This is a genomic window from Streptomyces sp. NPDC000134 (assembly GCF_042899225.1).
Classification (GTDB): Bacteria; Actinomycetota; Actinomycetes; order Streptomycetales; family Streptomycetaceae; genus Streptomyces.
Genome location: NZ_JBIAZN010000003.1, coordinates 94,059 through 112,584 on the forward strand (window position 1 = coordinate 94,059; position 18,526 = coordinate 112,584).

General features: G+C 73.6%; 15 protein-coding genes and 1 pseudogene. 9 read left to right on the top strand and 7 right to left on the bottom strand.

The genetic code is table 11. The annotated features are described in order from the left end of the window. Positions 1 to 63: 63 nt before the first annotated feature. On the bottom strand, positions 64 to 1,248 hold the full coding sequence (locus ACFY32_RS05180) for an AAA family ATPase (RefSeq protein WP_390673460.1): 1,185 nt from the start codon (positions 1,246 to 1,248) through the stop codon (positions 64 to 66). 132 nt (positions 1,249 to 1,380) lie between these two features. Here ACFY32_RS05180 and ACFY32_RS05185 point away from each other — a divergent pair, with 132 nt between their 5' ends. Together ACFY32_RS05185 and ACFY32_RS05190 are read left to right on the top strand one after the other, a co-directional pair. Further along, entirely contained in the window at positions 1,381 to 2,730 is a 1,350-nt protein-coding gene (locus tag ACFY32_RS05185) for an SWIM zinc finger family protein (RefSeq protein WP_390673461.1), read from the top strand. A 225-nt stretch (positions 2,731 to 2,955) separates the two neighbouring features. Beyond that, positions 2,956 to 4,698 (top strand): DUF5691 domain-containing protein, encoded by a 1,743-nt coding sequence (locus ACFY32_RS05190; protein ID WP_390673462.1) that lies wholly within the window; start codon positions 2,956 to 2,958, stop codon positions 4,696 to 4,698. A 30-nt stretch (positions 4,699 to 4,728) separates the two neighbouring features. Here the strand turns inward: ACFY32_RS05190 and ACFY32_RS05195 are convergent, their stop codons facing one another. Further along, the gene (locus tag ACFY32_RS05195) at positions 4,729 to 5,145 is read right to left on the bottom strand and encodes a cobalamin B12-binding domain-containing protein (protein WP_359189014.1); all 417 of its coding nucleotides are present in this window, start codon (positions 5,143 to 5,145) and stop codon (positions 4,729 to 4,731) included. Between the two features lie 560 nt (positions 5,146 to 5,705). Between ACFY32_RS05195 and ACFY32_RS05200 the strand changes: the two genes are divergently transcribed. Both ACFY32_RS05200 and ACFY32_RS05205 read left to right on the top strand, forming a co-directional pair. Beyond that, positions 5,706 to 6,635: an esterase/lipase family protein gene (locus tag ACFY32_RS05200; protein WP_390673463.1), complete on the top strand. Its 930-nt coding sequence runs from the start codon at positions 5,706 to 5,708 to the stop codon at positions 6,633 to 6,635. Between the two features lie 243 nt (positions 6,636 to 6,878). Continuing rightward, a complete protein-coding gene (locus ACFY32_RS05205) occupies positions 6,879 to 8,435 on the top strand; it encodes a M23 family metallopeptidase (protein ID WP_390673464.1) in 1,557 nt (518 codons plus the stop codon). A gap of 16 nt (positions 8,436 to 8,451) precedes the next feature. On the opposite strand, the gene pcrA is transcribed toward ACFY32_RS05205, so the two are convergent. Next, positions 8,452 to 10,938, bottom strand: a complete 2,487-nt coding sequence (pcrA, locus tag ACFY32_RS05210; protein WP_359189023.1) for a DNA helicase PcrA — start codon at positions 10,936 to 10,938, stop codon at positions 8,452 to 8,454. Between the two features lie 158 nt (positions 10,939 to 11,096). Here pcrA and ACFY32_RS05215 point away from each other — a divergent pair. Together ACFY32_RS05215 and ACFY32_RS05220 are read left to right on the top strand one after the other, a co-directional pair. Further along, positions 11,097 to 11,258: pseudogene (locus ACFY32_RS05215) on the top strand (glycoside hydrolase); the annotation flags it as partial. Positions 11,259 to 11,284: 26 nt separating this feature from the next. Then, positions 11,285 to 12,271, top strand: a complete 987-nt coding sequence (locus ACFY32_RS05220; protein WP_359189026.1) for a tellurite resistance/C4-dicarboxylate transporter family protein — start codon at positions 11,285 to 11,287, stop codon at positions 12,269 to 12,271. Here the strand turns inward: ACFY32_RS05220 and ACFY32_RS05225 are convergent. Then, entirely contained in the window at positions 12,249 to 12,602 is a 354-nt protein-coding gene (locus ACFY32_RS05225) for a hypothetical protein (RefSeq protein WP_359189029.1), read from the bottom strand. The genes ACFY32_RS05220 and ACFY32_RS05225 overlap by 23 nt on opposite strands. Positions 12,603 to 13,030: 428 nt before the next feature. Between ACFY32_RS05225 and ACFY32_RS05230 the strand changes: the two genes are divergently transcribed. Next, positions 13,031 to 14,077 (top strand): NlpC/P60 family protein, encoded by a 1,047-nt coding sequence (locus ACFY32_RS05230; RefSeq protein ID WP_359189032.1) that lies wholly within the window; start codon positions 13,031 to 13,033, stop codon positions 14,075 to 14,077. Between the two features lie 46 nt (positions 14,078 to 14,123). On the opposite strand, the gene ACFY32_RS05235 is transcribed toward ACFY32_RS05230, so the two are convergent. After that, positions 14,124 to 14,843 carry a response regulator transcription factor gene (locus tag ACFY32_RS05235; RefSeq protein WP_359189035.1) on the bottom strand — a complete coding sequence of 240 codons (720 nt, stop codon included), beginning with the start codon at positions 14,841 to 14,843 and terminating at the stop codon, positions 14,124 to 14,126. Further along, on the bottom strand, positions 14,840 to 16,132 hold the full coding sequence (locus ACFY32_RS05240) for a PspC domain-containing protein (RefSeq protein WP_359189038.1): 1,293 nt from the start codon (positions 16,130 to 16,132) through the stop codon (positions 14,840 to 14,842). Before ACFY32_RS05240 ends, ACFY32_RS05235 begins: the two co-directional genes overlap by 4 nt. A 178-nt stretch (positions 16,133 to 16,310) precedes the next feature. Between ACFY32_RS05240 and ACFY32_RS05245 the strand changes: the two genes are divergently transcribed. Together ACFY32_RS05245 and ACFY32_RS05250 are read left to right on the top strand one after the other, a co-directional pair. Continuing rightward, complete coding sequence (locus ACFY32_RS05245; protein ID WP_390673465.1) at positions 16,311 to 17,699, top strand: PspC domain-containing protein; 1,389 nt, start codon at positions 16,311 to 16,313, stop codon at positions 17,697 to 17,699. Further along, positions 17,686 to 17,943 (top strand): hypothetical protein, encoded by a 258-nt coding sequence (locus ACFY32_RS05250; RefSeq protein ID WP_390673466.1) that lies wholly within the window; start codon positions 17,686 to 17,688, stop codon positions 17,941 to 17,943. The genes ACFY32_RS05245 and ACFY32_RS05250 overlap by 14 nt, the downstream gene beginning before the upstream one ends. Here the strand turns inward: ACFY32_RS05250 and ACFY32_RS05255 are convergent. Then, entirely contained in the window at positions 17,940 to 18,473 is a 534-nt protein-coding gene (locus ACFY32_RS05255) for a DoxX family protein (protein WP_390673467.1), read from the bottom strand. The genes ACFY32_RS05250 and ACFY32_RS05255 overlap by 4 nt on opposite strands. Positions 18,474 to 18,526 lie beyond the last annotated feature (53 nt).

Consider the following 18,526-nt stretch of genomic DNA (forward strand, 5'->3'; position numbering starts at 1 on the left):
TCGTCCGGGCCGTCCTCCGGGGCTCGGTCCGGGTCATCGTCCGGGTCGCCGTCCGCGTGCCGGTCACGCGGTCACCTCCCGGCAGGCCCGGTAGAAGTCCGTCCAGCCCTCGCGCTCACGGACGACCGTCTCCAGGTACTCCTGCCAGATGACCCGGTCGGCCGCCGGGTCGCGGACGACCGCGCCGAGGATGCCCGCGGCCACGTCGCCGGGCCGCAGCACGCCGTCCCCGAAGTGGGCGGCCAGCGCCAGCCCGTTGGTGACGACGGAGATCGCCTCGGCCGTGGACAGCGTGCCGCTGGGCGACTTCAGCTTCGTCCGCCCGTCCGTCGTCACCCCGTCGCGCAGCTCGCGGAAGACGGTCACCACCCGGCGGATCTCGTCGATGCCGTCGGGCGCGGCCGGCAGGTCGAGGGACCGGCCGATCTGGTCGACGCGGCGCGAGACGATGTCGACCTCGGCCTCGGCGGTCTCCGGCAGCGGCAGCACCACGGTGTTGAAGCGGCGGCGCAGGGCGCTGGACAGGTCGTTGACACCGCGGTCGCGGTCGTTGGCCGTGGCGATCAGGTTGAACCCCCGGACCGCCTGCACCTCCTGGCCCAGCTCGGGTATCGGCAGCGTCTTCTCGGACAGGATCGTGATCAGCGTGTCCTGTACGTCGGCGGGGATGCGGGTCAGCTCCTCGACCCGGGCGGTCATCCCCTCGGCCATGGCCCGCATCACCGGGCTGGGCACCAGCGCCTCGCGGCTGGGGCCGTGGGCGAGCAGCCGCGCGTAGTTCCAGCCGTAACGGATCGCCTCCTCCGGTGTGCCGGCCGTCCCTTGCACCAGCAGCGTCGAGTCGCCGCTGACGGCCGCCGCCAGATGCTCGGACACCCACGTCTTGGCGGTGCCGGGCACGCCCAGCAGGAGCAGGGCGCGGTCGGTGGCCAGCGTGGTGACGGCGACCTCGACGATGCGGCGCGGGCCCACGTACTTGGGGCTGATCACCGTGCCGTCCGGCAGGGTGCCGCCCAGCAGGTACGTCGCGACGGCCCACGGCGACAGCTTCCAGCGGTCCGGGCGCGGACGGTCGTCCTGCGCGGCCAGCGCGGCCAGTTCGCCGGCGAAGGCGTCCTCGGCGTGCGGACGCAGGACCTCCGCGCTCTCGGGCGCACTTGCGGAAGTCCCGGGCTCCGGGCCCGTGTTCACAGGCGCGGACCCGTTCTGGTGCGGGTCGACGGATGTCGGTTCTGCGGACACAGGCATGGCTGAGTCCCCCTCCAGCTCGGCCGGTTCGGATCTGACAACAACCGTGCACCACACCACTGACAATCGCCCTGACCTGCACAAACGCACTCGCGAGGGCCGATTGTCAGTGGCAGGTCCTAGTTTCGAGACATGACTCAGCAGGGGGAGCGCTGGACCGCGGACCAGGTGCTGGCACTGGCGCCTGACGCCGCGTCACGCAAAGCGGGAAGCAAACTCGGCGCGGCCGGACCGTGGTCCGAGGCGGGATGTGACGACGAGGGGACGGTGTGGGGGCTGTGCAAGGGCAGCGGCAGCAAGCCGTATCAGACGGTCGTCGACCTCGCGGGCGCTACGGGGCCCGCGTACAAGTGCAGTTGTCCGAGCCGGAAGTTCCCGTGCAAGCACGCGCTCGGGCTGCTGCTGCTCTGGGCGGGCGGGGACGGCGCCGTCGCGCCGGGGCAGGCGCCGGACTGGGCGCGGCAGTGGCTGGCGACGCGGCGCGAGCGCGCCGAGCGGCAGCGCCCGGCCGACTCCGCCGGTGCCCCGTCCGGTGATCCGGAGGCGGCGCGGCGCAGGGCGGAGCGCCGGGCCGAGCGGATCACGGCGGGCACGACCGAGCTGGAGCAGCGGCTGGCGGACCTGCTGCGCGGCGGTCTGGCCGGGGCCGAGCAGGCCGGGTACGGGATGTGGGAGGAGACCGCGGCCCGCATGGTCGACGCGCAGGCGCCGGGCCTCGCCGCCCGGGTGCGGGAGCTGGGCGCCATCCCTTCGTCCGGGCCCGGCCGGCCGGTCCGCCTGCTTGAGGAGTGCGCCCTCCTCCATCTGCTGGACCAGGGCTGGCTGCGCCGGGAGCACCTGCCGGACGGTCTGGCGGCGACGGTTCGCTCCCGCGTCGGCCTGACCGGAACGCCGGACGGGCCCGCCCTGCGCGACCGCTGGCTGGTCCTCGCCCAGTACGACACGGTGGACGCCCGCCTGACGACCCGGCGCATCTGGATCTACGGTGCCGCCTCGCACCGCACCGCCCTGCTCCTCTCCTACGGGGCCGCCGGCCGCGCCCCGGAGCTGGCGCTGCCGGTCGGCCTCTTGCTGGAGAGTGAGGTCACGCCGTATCCGGGTGCCGGACAGCACCGGGCGTCGCTGGGCGAGCGGTTCGCCCCGCCCGTGCGGACGGCGATCCGTCCGCCGGGGATCACGACGACCGCGGCGGCGGCCCGGTACGGCGAGGCGCTGCGCGACGATCCCTGGCTGGAGTCCGTGCCGGTGACCCTCGACCGGGTCATACCCGTCCCCGACGGCGACACCTGGCAACTGGCCGACGCCGGCGGGGACACCGCACTGCCGCTCACGCCCACCGCCCGCAGCCGGCCGGGCCTGTGGCGCCTGGTCGCGCTCTCGGGCGGCGCACCCGTCACGGTCTTCGGCGAGTGCGGCCACCGGGGCTTCACCCCTCTGACCGCCTGGCCGGCGACCCAGGGACCCGCGGTGCCGCTGTGCTGACGCGCCCACCGGCGGAGCCTCACCACCCGGCCGCCCGGCCCTGACCCCCGACCCGGTCCGGGCCTCCGCACCCGACCTCCCGGCCCAGTCCCGCCACCGAACCCGACCCGCTTCCGCCCCCGCCCCCTGCACGCCCCGCGCACGTCCACAGAGCCACCCCCGCCCAACCAGCCAGCCGCTCCGTCCCATCCCACCCCACCCACCCCGCCCGAGGAAAGGACCCGCATGACCAGCACGCCCCCCGCGTCCGTGCCCGCGTCCGCATCCGTGTCCGCCGACTGGGAGGAACTCGTCACCTCCGCCCTGCTCGGCACCGACCGGCGCACTCCCCCGGGCTGCGCGCCCGGCCCGAAGGCGCCGGTGGCGCTGCTGGACGCGGCCGCCATGGCGACCGTACGGAGGAGGGCGGGGCTGCGTCCCGCCGCGGCGGCGGAGCGGCCCGCGCCGGCGCCCGAGGACCGCCGCCCGCCCCTGCCGACGGCGGCCGCCCGGCGGCTGGCGATGCTGCTCGCCGACCGGCCCGGCGCCTCCGGCGGCGGCCGCAGGGGCACCGCACCCGACCTCATGGAGCTGCTGCCCCAGTGGCTCGCGACGGCGAACGCCCGTGGGTTCGCCGCGCCGCCGGAGACCCTGCCGGCCCTGCTGGACGCGGCCCGGGGACGGACGGACCTGCGGCCGGCGGCCCTGGCCTTCGCCGGGCCGCGCGCCCTGTGGCTGGCCCGGCTGAACCCCGAGTGGCGGTTCGCCCTGCGCGCGGCACCGGGCGGGGACGCCGCCCTGCCGCGCCCCGGGGAGACGGACAAGGCCACGCGGTTGTGGCAGGAGGGTCTGTTCGCCGAGCGGGTCACGCTGCTGTCCTCCCTGCGCGCTCACGACCCCGCCATGGCACGCGAGTTGCTGGCCTCGACGTGGGGGACGGAGCGGGCCGAGGACCGGCTGATGTTCCTCGACTCGCTGCGCACGGGCCTGGGCGCCGGGGACGAGCCGTTCCTGGAGCAGGCGCTGGCCGACCGCAGCCGCAACGTCCGGGCCACGGCGGCGGAGTTGCTGTCGGCGCTGCCGGGTTCGGCGCTCGCCGCGCGGATGGCGGCGCGGGCCCTGACCTGTGTCTCCGTCGACCGGAGCCGGACCACGCCGACCCTCGTCGTGGAGGCGCCGCACGAGTGCGACGCCGCCATGGAGCGTGACGGGGTGGTGCCGAAACCGCCCGCGGGGCGCGGTGAACGGTCTTGGTGGTTCGGCCAGTTGGTGGAGGCGACGCCGCTCGGCGTCTGGTCCGGGCGGCTCGGCGGACGTACGCCCGGGGAGATCGTCGCCCTCCCGGTGGCGGACGACTGGCAGGGCGAGCTGCACGGGGCGTGGTGCCGGGCGGCCGTACGGCAGCGGGACGCCGGGTGGGCGCGGGCGCTGCTCGGGCCGCCCACGGCACCGGAGGCCGGAGGTCCGGGGGCGGTGTCGCTGGCGGAGCGCGCCAAGCTGCTGGGCACGCTGGGCGCCGGCGAACGGGCCGAGTGGGTCGCCGGGTTCATCGCGACGCACGGGCTGTCCGAGGCGTTCCAGCTTCTCGGGGTGTGCGCGGTGCCCTGGGCGGCACCGCTCGGCGGCGCGGTGGTCGACGCGCTCAACATCGCGCGGGACGCCGGGAACTACCCGTGGAGCTTCAGCGGCGTCATGGGGCTGGCCGAGCGCTGTCTCCACCCCTCGGAGGCGAGCAGACTCGACGGTCTCCTGGCGATACCGGACGAGCCGGAGGACGCCTCGCCGGGGGCGGGCGGCTACTGGGCGGAGGCGTTCCAGCGCCTGGTCACCACGTTGCGCCTGCGCGCGGCGATGACCGAGGAGCTGAACACCACCGCCGAGCCCACCGAGCCCGCGGGACCCGCCGAGCCTGCCGAACCCGCCGAGCCCGGGAAGCCCACCAAGCCCACCAAGCCCGCCGCCCCGGCCGGCCCTCCGCCCCCGAGCTGACGGGACCGGGAGGACCGGGACCCGGCCCCGTTACGCCCCGGCCGGCTGACGGACGTTCTCCCGTACCCACTCCACGATGGACGCCGTCGTCGCGCCGGGCGTGAAGATCTCGGCGACGCCCTTCTCCTTCAGCGGGGGGATGTCCGCCTCGGGGATGATCCCGCCGCCGAAGACCAGGATGTCCGCCGCGTCCCGCTCCTGAAGGAGGTCGATCACCGCGGCGAAGAGCGTGTTGTGCGCCCCGGAGAGGATGGACAGCCCGATCGCGTCGGCGTCCTCCTGGATCGCGGTGTCGACGATCTGCTCGGGGGTCTGGTGGAGCCCGGTGTAGATGACCTCCATACCGGCGTCGCGCAGCGCCCGCGCGATCACCTTGGCCCCGCGATCGTGGCCGTCGAGCCCCGGTTTGGCCACCACCACGCGGATCGGACCGGCTGCCACACCCATCACTGCCTCCATGAAGCGATTACATCCATCCGTATCGACAAGAGCTGCTGGTACCGCCGGCACCTCTGACACCGCCAGTACCGCACACGCCACCCGACCCACGCCCGTCACACACGCCGCACGGACGGCACCCGCCGCACCCGCGGTACGGGCCCCGTGCACGTACACACGTACGTACGCCCGCCGCACCGCCCCGCGGCCGGGGTGCCCGGCACCACGCCCGGGGGAAGTGAACGCACGTTATCGCCAGCATCCCGCAACCGGCCGTTTCGCGGTGGATACAGAGGGGGAAATCACACGTGGGACACGTTCACCGCGCAGCGTTCCGAGAAATCGGCGGGAACAAGCGCACGGAGAGCCACAGCGGCGCGGCCGGTCAGCGGCGCGCTGGGCGGCGTACGGGAGCGCGAAGCGGAGAGCGGGAGCCGCCCTACCACGGGCAGTGGCTTCGCAAACCCCGTTCGCACCTCATTCGCATCACCCAGCACCTGTGTCACGGCTCTCCATGAGGGCACACGGGGGACAGAGGCGCTCTCCGCGTGCCGACAGGAGGTCGGCCAATGAAGGTCACCAGGGCAGCGCAGCCCTTCCTCCCCATCTGTCAGCGACTCCTGCCGGCCCTCCCGATCCCGGCCCTGCCCGGCAGGCTCGCCGGGCTCTCCCTGACCCTCTTGAAGGCGACCGCCCTGGACCTCGCGATCCTGGCGGGACACTTGCTGCTCTACCCCTCGGGCATGACGCAGGAGCGCCGGGCCGCCCCGGTCTTCCCGGCACCCGGACCGGCCGGACCGGGCGGCCCGCTGCCGGACCCCGACGACACCCCCCGGCTGCCGTTGCAGGCCGAGAGCCGTCCGCCGGTGGTCCTGCTGCACGGCTTCATCGACAACCGCTCGGTCTTCCTGCTGCTGCGCCGCAGCCTGGCCCAGCACGGCAGACAGCAGGTCGAATCGCTCAACTACTCGCCGCTGACCTGCGACATCCGCACCGCCGCGGAGCTGCTGGGCCGGCACATCGAGGAGATCTGCGAGCGCACCGGCGCGCGGCAGGTCGACATCGTCGGGCACAGCCTCGGCGGGCTGATCGGGCGGTACTACATACAGCGTCTGGGCGGTGACCACCGCGTCCGGATGCTGGTGACCCTGGGCACCCCGCACTCCGGCACCCGGGTGGTGCCTCTGGCGAACGCGCACCCGATCGTCCGGCAGATGCGCCCCGGCTCACCGGTGATCGAGGAGTTGGCCCTTCCCGCGCCGGGCTGCCGTACGCAGTTCGTCAGCTTCTGGAGCGATCTGGACCGGATGATGGACCCGCCGGAGACGGCCTGTCTGGACCACCCCGGCCTGTCGGTGCGGAACGTGCGGGTGAGCGGCGTCGGCCACCTCGCCCTGCCGGTGCACCCCGCCGTCGCGACCGGCATCCGGCAGGCCCTCGACGCGCCCGACGACACGGCCCCGTCCGGCACCGGCTCCTCGGATTTGACCGTCGCCTGACAGCGGGCGGACGGCCCGGCGACAGCCCGGCTCCGCGACAGGGCTCCGGCCCGCGACCCCCTCGACAACTCGAACAGGCGTCGAACGCCAAGTCAAACTCGCGCCCATCGACCGCCGAATCACGGCCGATTGCCCGTTTCCTGTACGAGTGAAACCTGGCGAAGATTGTCGTGCCCGCATACCGCCGGGTACAGTCGCCGCACTGCTCTGGCAGCCCCTGTTGTCGAGGCGAAAGAGAAGTTGGTGAACGACCGTCACCCGTCGGGGACCATGACCACCCCGGCCTCGGCCTCCGACGCCGACTCGGCGCACTACGCGTCGTACGGCTCCCAGGAGGCCGCGTACGGCGACCTCACCACATACGACGGGTACGACACCACCGGTTTTGCCACCGGTGCCCCCGCCGCCCAGCCTCCCGGCACCGAGTCCTTCACGACCGAGTCCTTCGGCACCGAATCCTTCGCCGCCGACCCGCTCTTCGGCAGCCTCCCCGGGCCGGACACCGGCTCGTACGACACGACCGGCTCGTACGACTCCGCCCAGTGGTCCACCGGTACCCAGCAGACCGTGAACTATGACCCGTACGCGGCCCAGCACCACGCCGCCTACGACACCGGCGCCTACGAGACCACCGCCTGGACGGCCGATCACCAGGTGCTGGCGGCCGTGCCGTCGCAGGGCGCCGGTCCCGAGGCCGGCGGTCAGTGGGACACCGGTGGCTGGAGCCGGCACGACCGGACCGCCGAACCGGCCGACCCCACCCAGCAGTGGGAATGGACCACGGGGACCTTCGAGCCGGGCACGTACGACACCGGTGCCTACGACGCCACCCAGTGGAACACCGACGGCACGCCGGACCCCGCCACGGATCTCCCGAACGACACGGAACCGGCCCAGCACCCGGAAACCGCCCAGTACTCCGACCCGGACCCGGACGACGACCACGGCCTCTCCGCCACCGGCGAACTCCCCGCCGTCGGGGTGCTCCTCGAGGGCCAGGAGGAGATCACGCCGTCCCGGGCCGCGTCCCCGGCCACCACCCGCGCCGGTTCCCGGAGCGCCTCCCGCTCCCGGCGCCGCCCGGCCAAGCGGTCCGCGCTGCTGACCATCGCCGTGCCCTCGGCCTGTGTGATGGGGGTCGCCGGTATCGCCGCCGCCTCCGTCAACACGCTGACCGGCGACGACGGCAAGGAGACGGCCGCCGCCGCCCCGGACGCGACGCCGGTGAAGCCGTCCGCCGTCAACAGCAAGCTGGACACCCAGCTCGCGAGCCTCTCCGCCGGCGCCGACGACTTCGCCGACCGCGCCAGCCGGACCCAGGAGCGCATCGACCTCAAGGCGCAGCAGGCGGCCGAGAAGAAGCGCGCGGCACAGGAGGCGGCGCGCAAGGAGCGGCTGCGCCCCAAGTTCGCGCTGCCGGTGGCGCAGCACGGGCTCAGCGCCTACTACGGCCAGGCCGGCATCAACTGGATGTCCGTGCACTCCGGCATCGACTTCCCCGTCTCGTACGGCACCACGGTGATGGCCGCGACCGACGGCACGGTCCGCACCCAGCTCAACAGCGCGTACGGGAACATGATGATCGTGACGGCGAAGGACGGCACGGAGACGTGGTACTGCCACCTCTCCAGCTACCGCGTCGCCTCGGGTACGACGGTGAAGGCCGGGGACCCGATCGCGTACTCCGGCGACTCGGGCAACTCGACCGGGCCGCACCTGCATTTCGAGGTGCGGCCGGCCGGCGGCTCGGCGATCGACCCGCTGGCGTGGCTGCGCAGCCACGGCCTCGACCCGACCTGATCCCACCCGCCGCGCGTCAGAGCTTCTCCACCGGCGCGTAGCGCAGCAGCAGCCGCTTCGGCTTGGTGTCGCCGAAGTCGATGGTCGCCTCCGCGTTCGCCCCCGTGCCCTTGACGGCGACGACGGTGCCGAGGCCGAACTGGTCGTGGGTGACCCGGTCGCCGACCGCCAGCGACACGGTCGGCTTCTCGCCGGCCCGGCTGGTGGCGAACCCGGAGCCGCCGGACGCGGAGGACCGGGAGCGGGACGACGACAGGGAGGCCGCGACCCCGGAGACCGGCCCGGCGGACGAGGCGGAGGCATTCGCTCCGGTCCGCTTCCAGGCCACGTGGGCGGCCGGGATCTCCTCCAGGAAACGGGAGGGCGGGTTGTAGGACGGCTGCCCCCAGGCGCTGCGCATCGTGGACCGGGTCAGGTACAGCCGCTCGCGCGCGCGGGTGATGCCGACGTACGCCAGGCGCCGTTCCTCCTCCAGTTCCTTGGTCTGGCCGAGGGCGCGCATGTGCGGGAAGACGCCGTCCTCCATGCCGGTGAGGAAGACGACCGGGAACTCCAGGCCCTTGGCGGTGTGCAGCGTCATCAGGGTGACGACGCCGTCGCCGTCCTCCTCGTCCGGGATCTGGTCGGAGTCGGCGACCAGCGCGACCCGTTCCAGGAAGTCGGCCAGTGTCCCGGCCTCCTCGCCCTCGCCGCGCTCCTGCTCGAACTCCAGGGCGACGGCGGCGAGTTCCTGGAGGTTCTCGATGCGGGTCTCGTCCTGCGGGTCGGTGGACGCCTGCAACTCGGCGAGGTACCCGGTGCGTTCGAGGACCGCCTCCAGCACGGTGGCCGGTCCGGCGCCGGACTCCACGATCGTACGGAGGTCCTCCATCAGCGTGTTGAACCGCTTGACGGCGTTGGTGGAGCGCGCGGCCATGCCGTACGCCTCCTCCACGCGCCTGAGCGCCTGCGGGAAGCTGATCTTCTCGCGCTGGGCGAGGGCGTCGATCATGGCCTCGGCGCGGTCACCGATGCCCCGCTTGGGCACGTTGAGGATGCGGCGCAGCGGCACCGAGTCCTCGGGGTTGGCGAGGACGCGCAGGTAGGCCAGGACGTCCCGGACCTCCTTGCGCTCGTAGAAGCGGACGCCGCCGACGACCTTGTAGGGCAGGCCGGTGCGGATGAAGACCTCTTCGAAGACACGGGACTGGGCGTTGGTCCGGTAGAAGACGGCGACGTCGCCGGCCTTGGCCTCGCCCGCGTCGGTGAGGCGGTCTATCTCGTCGGCGACGAACTGGGCCTCGTCGTGCTCGGTGTCGGCGACGTATCCGGTGATCCGGGAGCCGGCGCCGGCGTTGGTCCACAGGTTCTTGGGGCGGCGCGACTCGTTGCGCTCGATGACCGCGTTGGCGGCGCTCAGGATGGTCTGGGTGGAGCGGTAGTTCTGCTCCAGCAGGATGGTCGTCGCGTCCGGGTAGTCCTCCTCGAACTGGAGGATGTTGCGGATGGTGGCGCCGCGGAAGGCGTAGATCGACTGGTCGGCGTCGCCGACGACGCACAGCTCGGCGGGCGGGACCTCGGCCTCAGGCGGCACCTCCACCGGGTGCTCGGCCAGGCCGCCGACCAGCTCGCGCACGAGGGCGTACTGCGCGTGGTTGGTGTCCTGGTACTCGTCGACCAGGACGTGCCGGAAGCGGCGGCGGTAGTGCTCGGCGACGTCCGGGAAGGCGCGGAGCAGGTTGACCGTCGTCATGATCAGGTCGTCGAAGTCGAGGGCGTTGGCCTCGCGCAGCCGCGACTGGTACAGGGCGTACGCCTGGGCGAGGGTCTTCTCGAAGCCGTCGGCCGCCTGGGCGGCGAAGTCCTCCTCGTCGATCAGCTCGTTCTTCAGGTTGCTGATCTTGGCGCTGAAGGACTTGGGCGGGAAGCGCTTCGGGTCGAGGTCCAGGTCGCGGCAGACCAGCGCCATCAGGCGCTTGGAGTCGGCGGCGTCGTAGATCGAGAAGGACGAGGTGAAGCCGAGCCGCTTGGACTCGCGGCGCAGGATGCGCACGCACGCGCTGTGGAAGGTCATCACCCACATCGCGTTCGCCCGCGGGCCGACGAGCTGCTCGACGCGCTCCTTCATCTCGCCCGCGGCCTTGTTGGTGAAGGTGATCGCGAGGATCTGGCCGGGGTGCACGCCGCGCTCGGCGAGCAGGTACGCGATGCGGTGGGTGAGCACGCGGGTCTTGCCGGAGCCCGCGCCGGCCACGATGAGCAGGGGGGAGCCGGCGTGCGCCACGGCGGCTCGCTGGTTGTCGTTCAGCCCCGCCAGCAGGGCCGCGGAGTCGACCACCGGGCGGGGGGCGCCGTCCCGGTAGTAGGCGTCCCGCTCCGGGGGCGCGTCGAACTTCCCGGCGAACAGGTCGTCCGGGACCGGCTCCGGCACGTGGTCGTCCTCGGGGGGCGGCGGAGGTTCCTCGTCGTGGCCGCGGGGGGCCTGGAGGCTCGCCAGGAAGCTGTCGTCAAAGAGGCTGCTCATCGCTCTACGAGTCTAGGGCGCCCCACCGACAACCGGCTGCCACCTCGAAAACCCGGCCGGAAAGAGGATCACCGGACACGCTCCAGGCTGCGGAGATCACGGAAGGTGACACCCGTAGCCAAGGCCACGGAAATGCACCGGGACCGACGCGCAGCGCGGCCGGTGACCTGGTCTTCTTCTACGACGACGTCTCCCACGTGGGCCTCCGCACCGGCGACGGCATGATGATCAACGCCCCGGAGCCGGGCGCCTACGCCCGGGAGGAATCCGTCTCCTGCGACGGAGAGTCGGCGCTCCACAGCGTGGTGCGACCGGCGTGAGAGGGTCCGCTCTCTAGCATCGGCGCATGTCGTCCGGCACCACATCCCTGCGCGCCTGGTGGGCGCGGCGTCCACCGGCGGCCGGGGCCGCGGTGATGGCGACCGGCATCGTGTCGGTCGGCCTGCACCTGACCGGGCACGAGTCGCTGTCGCGGATCGCCCTGGTCCTGGCCTGCGCCGCCTGGCTGGGCCTGGCCGGGAACTTCGTCACCCTGCTGCTGCGGGAGCGCGCGACATGGCTCGCGCGGGCGGTCACGCCGGGCGCGCTCACGGCGGTGGCGGCGACGACCGTGCTGGGCACCCGCGTCTCGCAGCTCGGCGGGCAGACCCCGGCGGCCATCCTGCTGGCGCTGGCGACCGTGCTGTGGCCGGGGCTGATCGTCCTGGTGGTACGGCACTGGGGGCGGCGGATGCCCGGGGCGGTGTTCCTCGGCTGCGTGGCCACGCAGGGGCTCGCGGTGCTCGGCGCCACGCTCGCCGCCGTCACCTCCACGGCGTGGCCGGCGCACGCGGCCCTGGTGCCGTTCTGGCTCGGCCTCGTCCTCTACGTCGCCGCCCTGTGGCGGTTCGACCTGTGGCAGGTGACGCGGGGCGCCGGGGACCACTGGGTGGCGGGCGGCGCGCTCGCCATCTCGGCGCTGGCCGGGTCCAAGCTGCTCGCCGCCGAGGGCACGGGCCTGTACCTGTGGAACCGGGACGACGCCGACGCCCTGCGCACCGTGACCGTCGTCCTGCTCGTCCTCGACCTGGCCTGGTACGCCGTGCTGCTCGTCGCCGAGGTGCTCCGGCCGCGGCTCCGCTACGACGTGCGGCGCTGGTCGACGGTGTTCCCGCTGGGCATGACGGCGGCGGCGACGCTGTCCGTCGCCGCCGCCGTCGAGGTGCCCTGGCTGGAGGGGCCGGGTCAGGTGCTGCTGTGGATCTCGGTGGCCGCCTGGCTGGCGGTCGCCGCGGGGGCGGTGGTCTCCGCGCGGGCGGAGTTGGCGCGGCTCAGGTCCACAGCACGGCGATGAAGATGTTCGCCATGGTCAGCAGGCCGACCAGCCCGAAGAGGGGCTTGTCCACCTTCTCGTCGTCCCGCTTCACGTAGACGAGGCCGAGGATCACGATCAGCAGGGCCAGCTTGACGCCGATCTTGATGTTGTTGACGGACTGGTCGTCCGCCTGGTTCAGGCCGACCAGGATCACCCCCGTGACCAGCATCGTCAGCGCGCCGTGCAGCATGGCCGGGCCGAAGCGGGCGGTGCCCTGGCCCATCGCCTTCATCTGGGTGAGGAAGCCGCCGAGCAGCGCCGCGATGCCGATGATGTGAAGGCCGACGAAGAGGTGGATGACTACGTCCATGGGGCCGGAGCCTAACGAGGGGCGCCCCCTCCCCCGACACCGCCCCGGTCCCCGGCCCTCCTCGGGCCGGGGGTGCGTCCGTGCGCGCCGATAGCACCCGGCCGCCCTCCCCCGCTTCCGGTTCCGGCACAACGATCATGACTCAGCGTGGAGGGAACGGCTGCCGGCCGCCCTCGTGGTCACATACGGGCATCACCCGGCCCTCTGCCGTCACTTCCGTGCATCGCCGCACCGGCCCGCCGGGCGCCGGTCTAGCGTCCTCCCCCAGGTGCCCGGCTCCCCACCGCCGCCCCGGGCCCGGGGCGGCAGCCGGCCACACCGCCAGAAGGTCCGGTGGCGGCCCGTCCCCCCTGTGCGGGACCACCACCGGACCGACTGCGAACGACGGGGGTCGTCACAGCAGTCGTACGGAAGGACATGGGACCCCGGTGGCAGCACACCGCAGAGCCCGGCAACGCACGGCGAACGGCGGCCCCGCCCGCACCGCCGCCACCATCGCCCTGACCGGCGCGGCGACCGCGACGGCGTGGACCGGCACCGGGCACGCCGCCCCCGAGCCGACACCGGCGCAGATCGAGAGCGAGGTCGACCGGCTGTACCGGGAGGCGGAGGTGGCCACCGAGAAGTACAACGGCGCCAGGGAGAAGGCCGACGCGGCCGAGCGGAGGCTGGAGAACCTGCGGGACGAGACGGCCCGTCGGCAGGACCGGCTCAACGCCGCCCGGGAGGCGCTCGGCCCGGTCGCCACCGCCCAGTACCGCACCGGCGGGATCGACCCCGCCGTGCAGCTCGCGCTCTCCGCCGAACCCGGGCAGTACCTCGACTCGGCCGCCTGGATCGAGCGGGCGGGCAGCTTGCACGCGGCAGCCCTCGGCCGGGTCCGCGCCCAGCTCCGGGAGATCGAACGGCTGCGCGGCGCCGCCCGCGTCGAACTCACCTCGCTGGCCTCCCGCAAGGCGGAGCTGAAACGGCACCGCGCGACCGTCACCGGCAGACTCGCCGAGGCCCGCCGCCTGCTGGCCCGGCTGACCGCCGAACAACGCGCCCGCCCCGGCGACGCCCCCGGCCGCGCCACCCGCTCCTCCGGCGCCCGCGACGCCCTCACCGCCGCCGCCCACGCGCCCGACTCCCGCGCCGCGGCGGCCGTCTCCTACGCCTACGCCAAGCTCGGCAGCCCTTACGTCTGGGGCGCGACCGGCCCGGACGCCTTCGACTGCTCGGGCCTGATCCAGGCCGCGTACCGCTCCGCGGGCGTCTCGCTGCCCCGCACCACCTACGCCCAGATCGGCGCCGGCCGCCGCGTCTCCCGCGCCGCACTCCTCCCCGGCGACCTGGTGTTCTTCTACTCCGGCGTCAGCCATGTCGGCATCTACGTGGGCAACGGCCGGATGATCCACGCCCCCAACCCTTCCGCGCCGGTCCGTCTGGCACCGGTCGACCAGATGCCGTTCGCCGGGGCGACCCGGGTGGTGTGAGCGCGGGTGGTGCGAGCGCGGGTGGTGCGAGCGCGGGTGGTGTGCGTCAGACCAGCCGCCGGGCGGTGGCCCATCTGGTCAGCTCATGGCGGTTGGAGAGCTGGAGCTTGCGCAGGACCGCCGAGACATGGGACTCGACCGTCTTGACGGAGATGAACAGTTGCTTGGCGATCTCCTTGTACGCGTAACCGCGGGCGATCAGGCGCAGCACCTCGCGCTCCCGCTGGGTGAGGCGGTCGAGGTCCTCGTCGACCGGCGGGGCGTCGGTGGAGGCGAACGCGTCGAGGACGAACCCGGCCAGCCGCGGGGAGAAGACGGCGTCGCCCTCCTGGACCCGGAAGACGGAGTCCACCAGGTCCGTGCCGGTGATCGTCTTGGTGACGTACCCCCGGGCGCCGCCGCGGATCACGCCGATCACGTCTTCCGCCGCGTCCGAGACGGACAGGGCGAGGAAACGGACCGGCCGCTCGGCGTCGGCCATCAACGGGGCGCAGCGGCGCAGCACTTCCACCCCGCCGCCGCCCGGGAGGTGGACGTCGAGGAGGACCACCTCGGGCCGGGTCGCGGTGATGACGGTGACCGCCTGGTCGACGTCGGCGGCCTCCCCGACCACCTCGACGCCGGTCTGCTCGGTCTGGCCGATCTCGGCCTGGACTCCCGTACGGAACATGCGGTGGTCGTCGACGAGGACCACGCGCACATGGCGTGCGCCCGCGCCGCCGGTCGGTGCGCCGGACTCCGCGGTCCCCTCGGTCGGGTCGCTCATGACGTCTTCTCCGCCCTCTCCATCTCCAGCTCGACCTCCGTGCCGCCGTCGGGCACCGCGCGCAGCTTCGCCGTGCCCCCGTTGCGCTCCATGCGGCCGATGATCGATTCTCTGACACCCATGCGGTCGGCGGGTATCGAGTCGAGGTCGAAGCCGGGGCCGCGGTCCCGGACGGACACGAAGACCGTCCTGCCCTCGACTTCGGCGTAGACCTGAACGGCGCCGCCCTGGCCACCGTACTTGGCGGCGTTCACCATCGCTTCGCGGGCGGCCTGCATCTGCGCCCCGGTCCGTTCGTCGAGCGGGCAGTCGCCGACGACGACGACCTCGATGGGGACGCCGTGCTGGTCCTCGACCTCGGCCGCGTTGCGCTTCACCGCCTCGGCGAGGGTGGTGGGCTCGTCGTCCTCGTCCTTGCCGTTGCCCTCCGGCCGGTAGAGCCAGGCGCGCAGGTCGCGCTCCTGGGCGCGGGCGAGGCGGCGCACCTCGCCCGGCTGGTCCGCGTTGCGCTGGATCAGGGTCAGGGTGTGCAGCACCGAGTCGTGGACGTGCGCGGCGACCTCGGCGCGCTCCTGGGCGCGGATGCGCATCAGGCGTTCCTCGGAGAGGTCCTGCGTCATCCGGACGAGATACGGCCCGGCCAGCAGCGTTATCCCCACCAGGACGGCGAGGGCCGCCTGGAGGACGGAGCCGAGATGGGCGGCGGAGCCCTGGAGGACGAAGACGCCGGTGACACCGGCCGTCACCAGCAGCACGCCCGCCCCGGTGCGCAGCAGCGTGACCGTACGCCGGTGGCGGCCGACCTCGGCCCAGCGGGCCCGGCGGGCGTTGTCCGCCTGGCGCCAGACCAGCGCGACGCCCGCGCCGACCAGCACGGTCGGCCACAGGTACACCCTGGCGCCGCCGCCGAGGTTGACATTGCCCACGAAGATCATGGCCACCACGACCATGAGCAGCAGGGCGACGATCTGCCCCTTGTCCGGTTTGCGGGTGACGAGTCTGCGGCGGCCGTCGGGCGAGGTGCCGGCCGAGACCAGCGACGGGGGCCGCTGGGCCTCGACCCCGCCGACGCCGAGCGGCACGAAGAACCAGAACGCCGCGTACAGCAGCGCGCCCAGGCCGTCGGCCATGAACAGGCCGACGAAGACCAGCCGCACCCAGACCACGGGCAGCCCGAGGTGCCCGGCGAGCCCCCGCGCCACACCACCGAGCCAGCGTCCGTCACTGCTGCGGTAGAGCTTGCGCGGCGGCCGCGGTTCGACGATGGGCGCTGCTGCGGCTTCCGGCATGCCAATGATGGTCACACGGCGCGACGACCCGGGCATCAGGGTCGGTCCCTAAGACTCCCCTGATCTTCCGGCGGCGCCGCCGTCGAACACCTCCCGGTCCCGGCTCGGGGCCGATATCAGGGTCCGACCAGGGTCGTCACAACTGCCGCCGGGGCATCGCGCCCGTCACCATGGACGCATGACAGAACACGAGCACGCCGCGACGGGTCCGGGACCCGGCTCCGGCCCGCACCCGCCGCCGGGTGCCGGGCCGCGGGGCGCCGCGCCCGCCGCGGCTGCCGCGCCCGGACCGGGTGTTTCCGGCCCGCCGCACACCTTCCGGCGGGACCGGCGGCACAAGGTGCTCGCCGGGGTGTGCGCCGGGCTCGGACGGCAGTGCGACCTGGACCCGGTGATCTTCCGGATCACCCTGGCGGTGCTCTCCGCGACCGGCGGCCTCGGTCTGATCTTCTACGGCTTCGCCTGGCTGTTCGTCCCGACCGACGACGAGGACGAGAACGAGGTGCGCAAGCTGCTCACCGGCCGCGTCGACGGCCAGGCGCTGACGGCCGTCCTGTTCGCCCTGGTCGGCTGCGGGGTCTTCCTCACCATGCTGAAGAACGGCGGGGTGCTGTCCTTCGCCGTCATACTCTCCCTCCTCCTCGCCGGCGCGGGGTACTGGTCGCGGCGGCGCGGCACCCCCAGCCCCGATCCGCTCGCCGCCCAGGCCGTGGCCGACGCCCCGCCCGAGGCGCAGGCCCCGCCGGTCGCCTCCGCGTACCCGTCCTGGTGGCGCGACCCCATCGTCAAGGACGGCTCCCATGTCGGGGGCACCGGGTATCTGTGGGGGCCCTGGGACGCCCGCGGCCGGGACATCGCGGCGGCGATCAACATCAGCCACGGCGCCCCCGAGACCGAGGGGCCGGTGCCGCCGGCGATGCCGTCCAAGCAGCGCGACGCCCGCCGGATCGGCGGCCCGGTCTTCCTGTTCGCCGTCCTCACCGGTGGCCTCGCCACCCGCCTGGCCTGGGACGATCACCCGCTGGGCACCAGCCTCCAGACGGGGCTGTCCTGCGCGCTGGTGATCTTCGGGCTGGGCATCGCGCTCAGCGCGTTCCTCGGGCGGACGGGCATCGGTTCGATCTTCTGGGCGGTCGTCACCGCGGGCCTGCTCGCCGCGTCGGCCGCCCTGCCCGGCAACATCGGCACCCACTGGGCGCGCGCCGACTGGCGGCCCGCCTCGGTCGCCGAGGTGCGGGAGCAGTACGACATCGGCAGCGGCGTCGGCACCCTCGACCTGTCCCGGCTGAAGGTCGGCGACGGGCGGACGGTCAGCACCCGGGCGGATGTCGGCGCGGGCCGAATACGGGTGATCGTGCCGCGCGACGTGACCGTGCGGCTGGACATCGAGGTCGGCGTGGGCGACATCCAGTTGCCGGGCGACGACCAGAAGGACGTGGACGTGGCGCCCGGCAAGCACAAGCAGGTGACCCTGCCCCCGGTCGGGGGCGGCGAGAGCACCGGGACACTCGACCTCGACCTCCAGGTCGGCGTCGGACAGGCGGAGGTCAGCCGTGCTGCGTCATGAGTTCCAGCCGGGGCGGCTGGTCGCCGGTCTCTTCCTGGCCCTCGCGGGCGTCGTCTACGCCGGTGACGCGGGCGGGCTGTGGGACACGCCCTGGTTCGCGCTGATACCCGTCGTGGTGGGCGGCCTCTGCCTCGCGGGCGCGGTCGCCGTCCTCACCCGGGGCGTACGACGGCGCCGCCGGGCCGCGGACCGGACGCCCGCCGACCGTCCGCCGGCGGACACGGGGGCCGGCGCCCCGTCCTAGCGGTAGCCGCCGGACCGCTGCCGGCGCCGGGCATGGAGCCGGGCGTCCAGGGACAGCAGCGGTGCGCCGGCGAGGACGAGGGGGACCCAGGCCATGAGGTAGGCGAGGTCGTTGCCGTAGTAGTAGGGGTCGGAGGCCCAGCTCACGGTCAGCCACAGGCTCAGGGAGATCAGGGCGCCGCCGAGCGCGGCGAGCCGGGCGAGGAGGCCGATCAGAGTGCCGATGCCGACGGCGAGTTCACCGAGGGCGATGGCGTAGCCGAAGCCGGTCGGGCTCTTGAGGGCCAGGTCGACCAGGGCGGGGATGGCGGAGGAGCCGCGGACGGTCCGCATCATGTCGCCGACGGAGCCGGTGCCGCTGTCCTTGAGGAAGGCGCTGTCGGTGAGTTTGTCGAGGCCCGCGTAGATGAAGGTGATGCCGAGGAAGAGGCGGAGGGGGAGCAGGGCGTAGCGGGCGGCGTCGTCACGCCAGTTGCGTCTGCCACCGCCGAGGTGGAGTCCGTGGGTGGTGGTGCGCATGCCGTGGGTCATGGGTGGGGGCCGCCTCTCGCTCCGCGGGTGCCGAGACCTGCTCAAGAGACCAT

Excerpts from the sequence above, each read along its gene's own strand:
- ACFY32_RS05195 (WP_359189014.1), bottom strand. The coding sequence starts at position 5,145 with ATGGGTGTGGCAGCCGGTCCGATCCGCGTGGTGGTGGCCAAACCGGGG.
- ACFY32_RS05255 (WP_390673467.1), bottom strand. The coding sequence starts at position 18,473 with ATGACCCACGGCATGCGCACCACCACCCACGGACTCCACCTCGGCGGT.
- ACFY32_RS05220 (WP_359189026.1), top strand. The coding sequence starts at position 11,285 with ATGTCGTCCGGCACCACATCCCTGCGCGCCTGGTGGGCGCGGCGTCCA.
- ACFY32_RS05245 (WP_390673465.1), top strand. The coding sequence starts at position 16,311 with ATGACAGAACACGAGCACGCCGCGACGGGTCCGGGACCCGGCTCCGGC.
- ACFY32_RS05180 (WP_390673460.1), bottom strand. The coding sequence starts at position 1,248 with ATGCCTGTGTCCGCAGAACCGACATCCGTCGACCCGCACCAGAACGGG.
- ACFY32_RS05190 (WP_390673462.1), top strand. The coding sequence starts at position 2,956 with ATGACCAGCACGCCCCCCGCGTCCGTGCCCGCGTCCGCATCCGTGTCC.
- pcrA (WP_359189023.1), bottom strand. The coding sequence starts at position 10,938 with ATGAGCAGCCTCTTTGACGACAGCTTCCTGGCGAGCCTCCAGGCCCCC.
- ACFY32_RS05225 (WP_359189029.1), bottom strand. The coding sequence starts at position 12,602 with ATGGACGTAGTCATCCACCTCTTCGTCGGCCTTCACATCATCGGCATC.
- ACFY32_RS05240 (WP_359189038.1), bottom strand. The coding sequence starts at position 16,132 with ATGCCGGAAGCCGCAGCAGCGCCCATCGTCGAACCGCGGCCGCCGCGC.
- ACFY32_RS05235 (WP_359189035.1), bottom strand. The coding sequence starts at position 14,843 with ATGAGCGACCCGACCGAGGGGACCGCGGAGTCCGGCGCACCGACCGGC.
- ACFY32_RS05200 (WP_390673463.1), top strand. The coding sequence starts at position 5,706 with ATGAAGGTCACCAGGGCAGCGCAGCCCTTCCTCCCCATCTGTCAGCGA.
- ACFY32_RS05185 (WP_390673461.1), top strand. The coding sequence starts at position 1,381 with ATGACTCAGCAGGGGGAGCGCTGGACCGCGGACCAGGTGCTGGCACTG.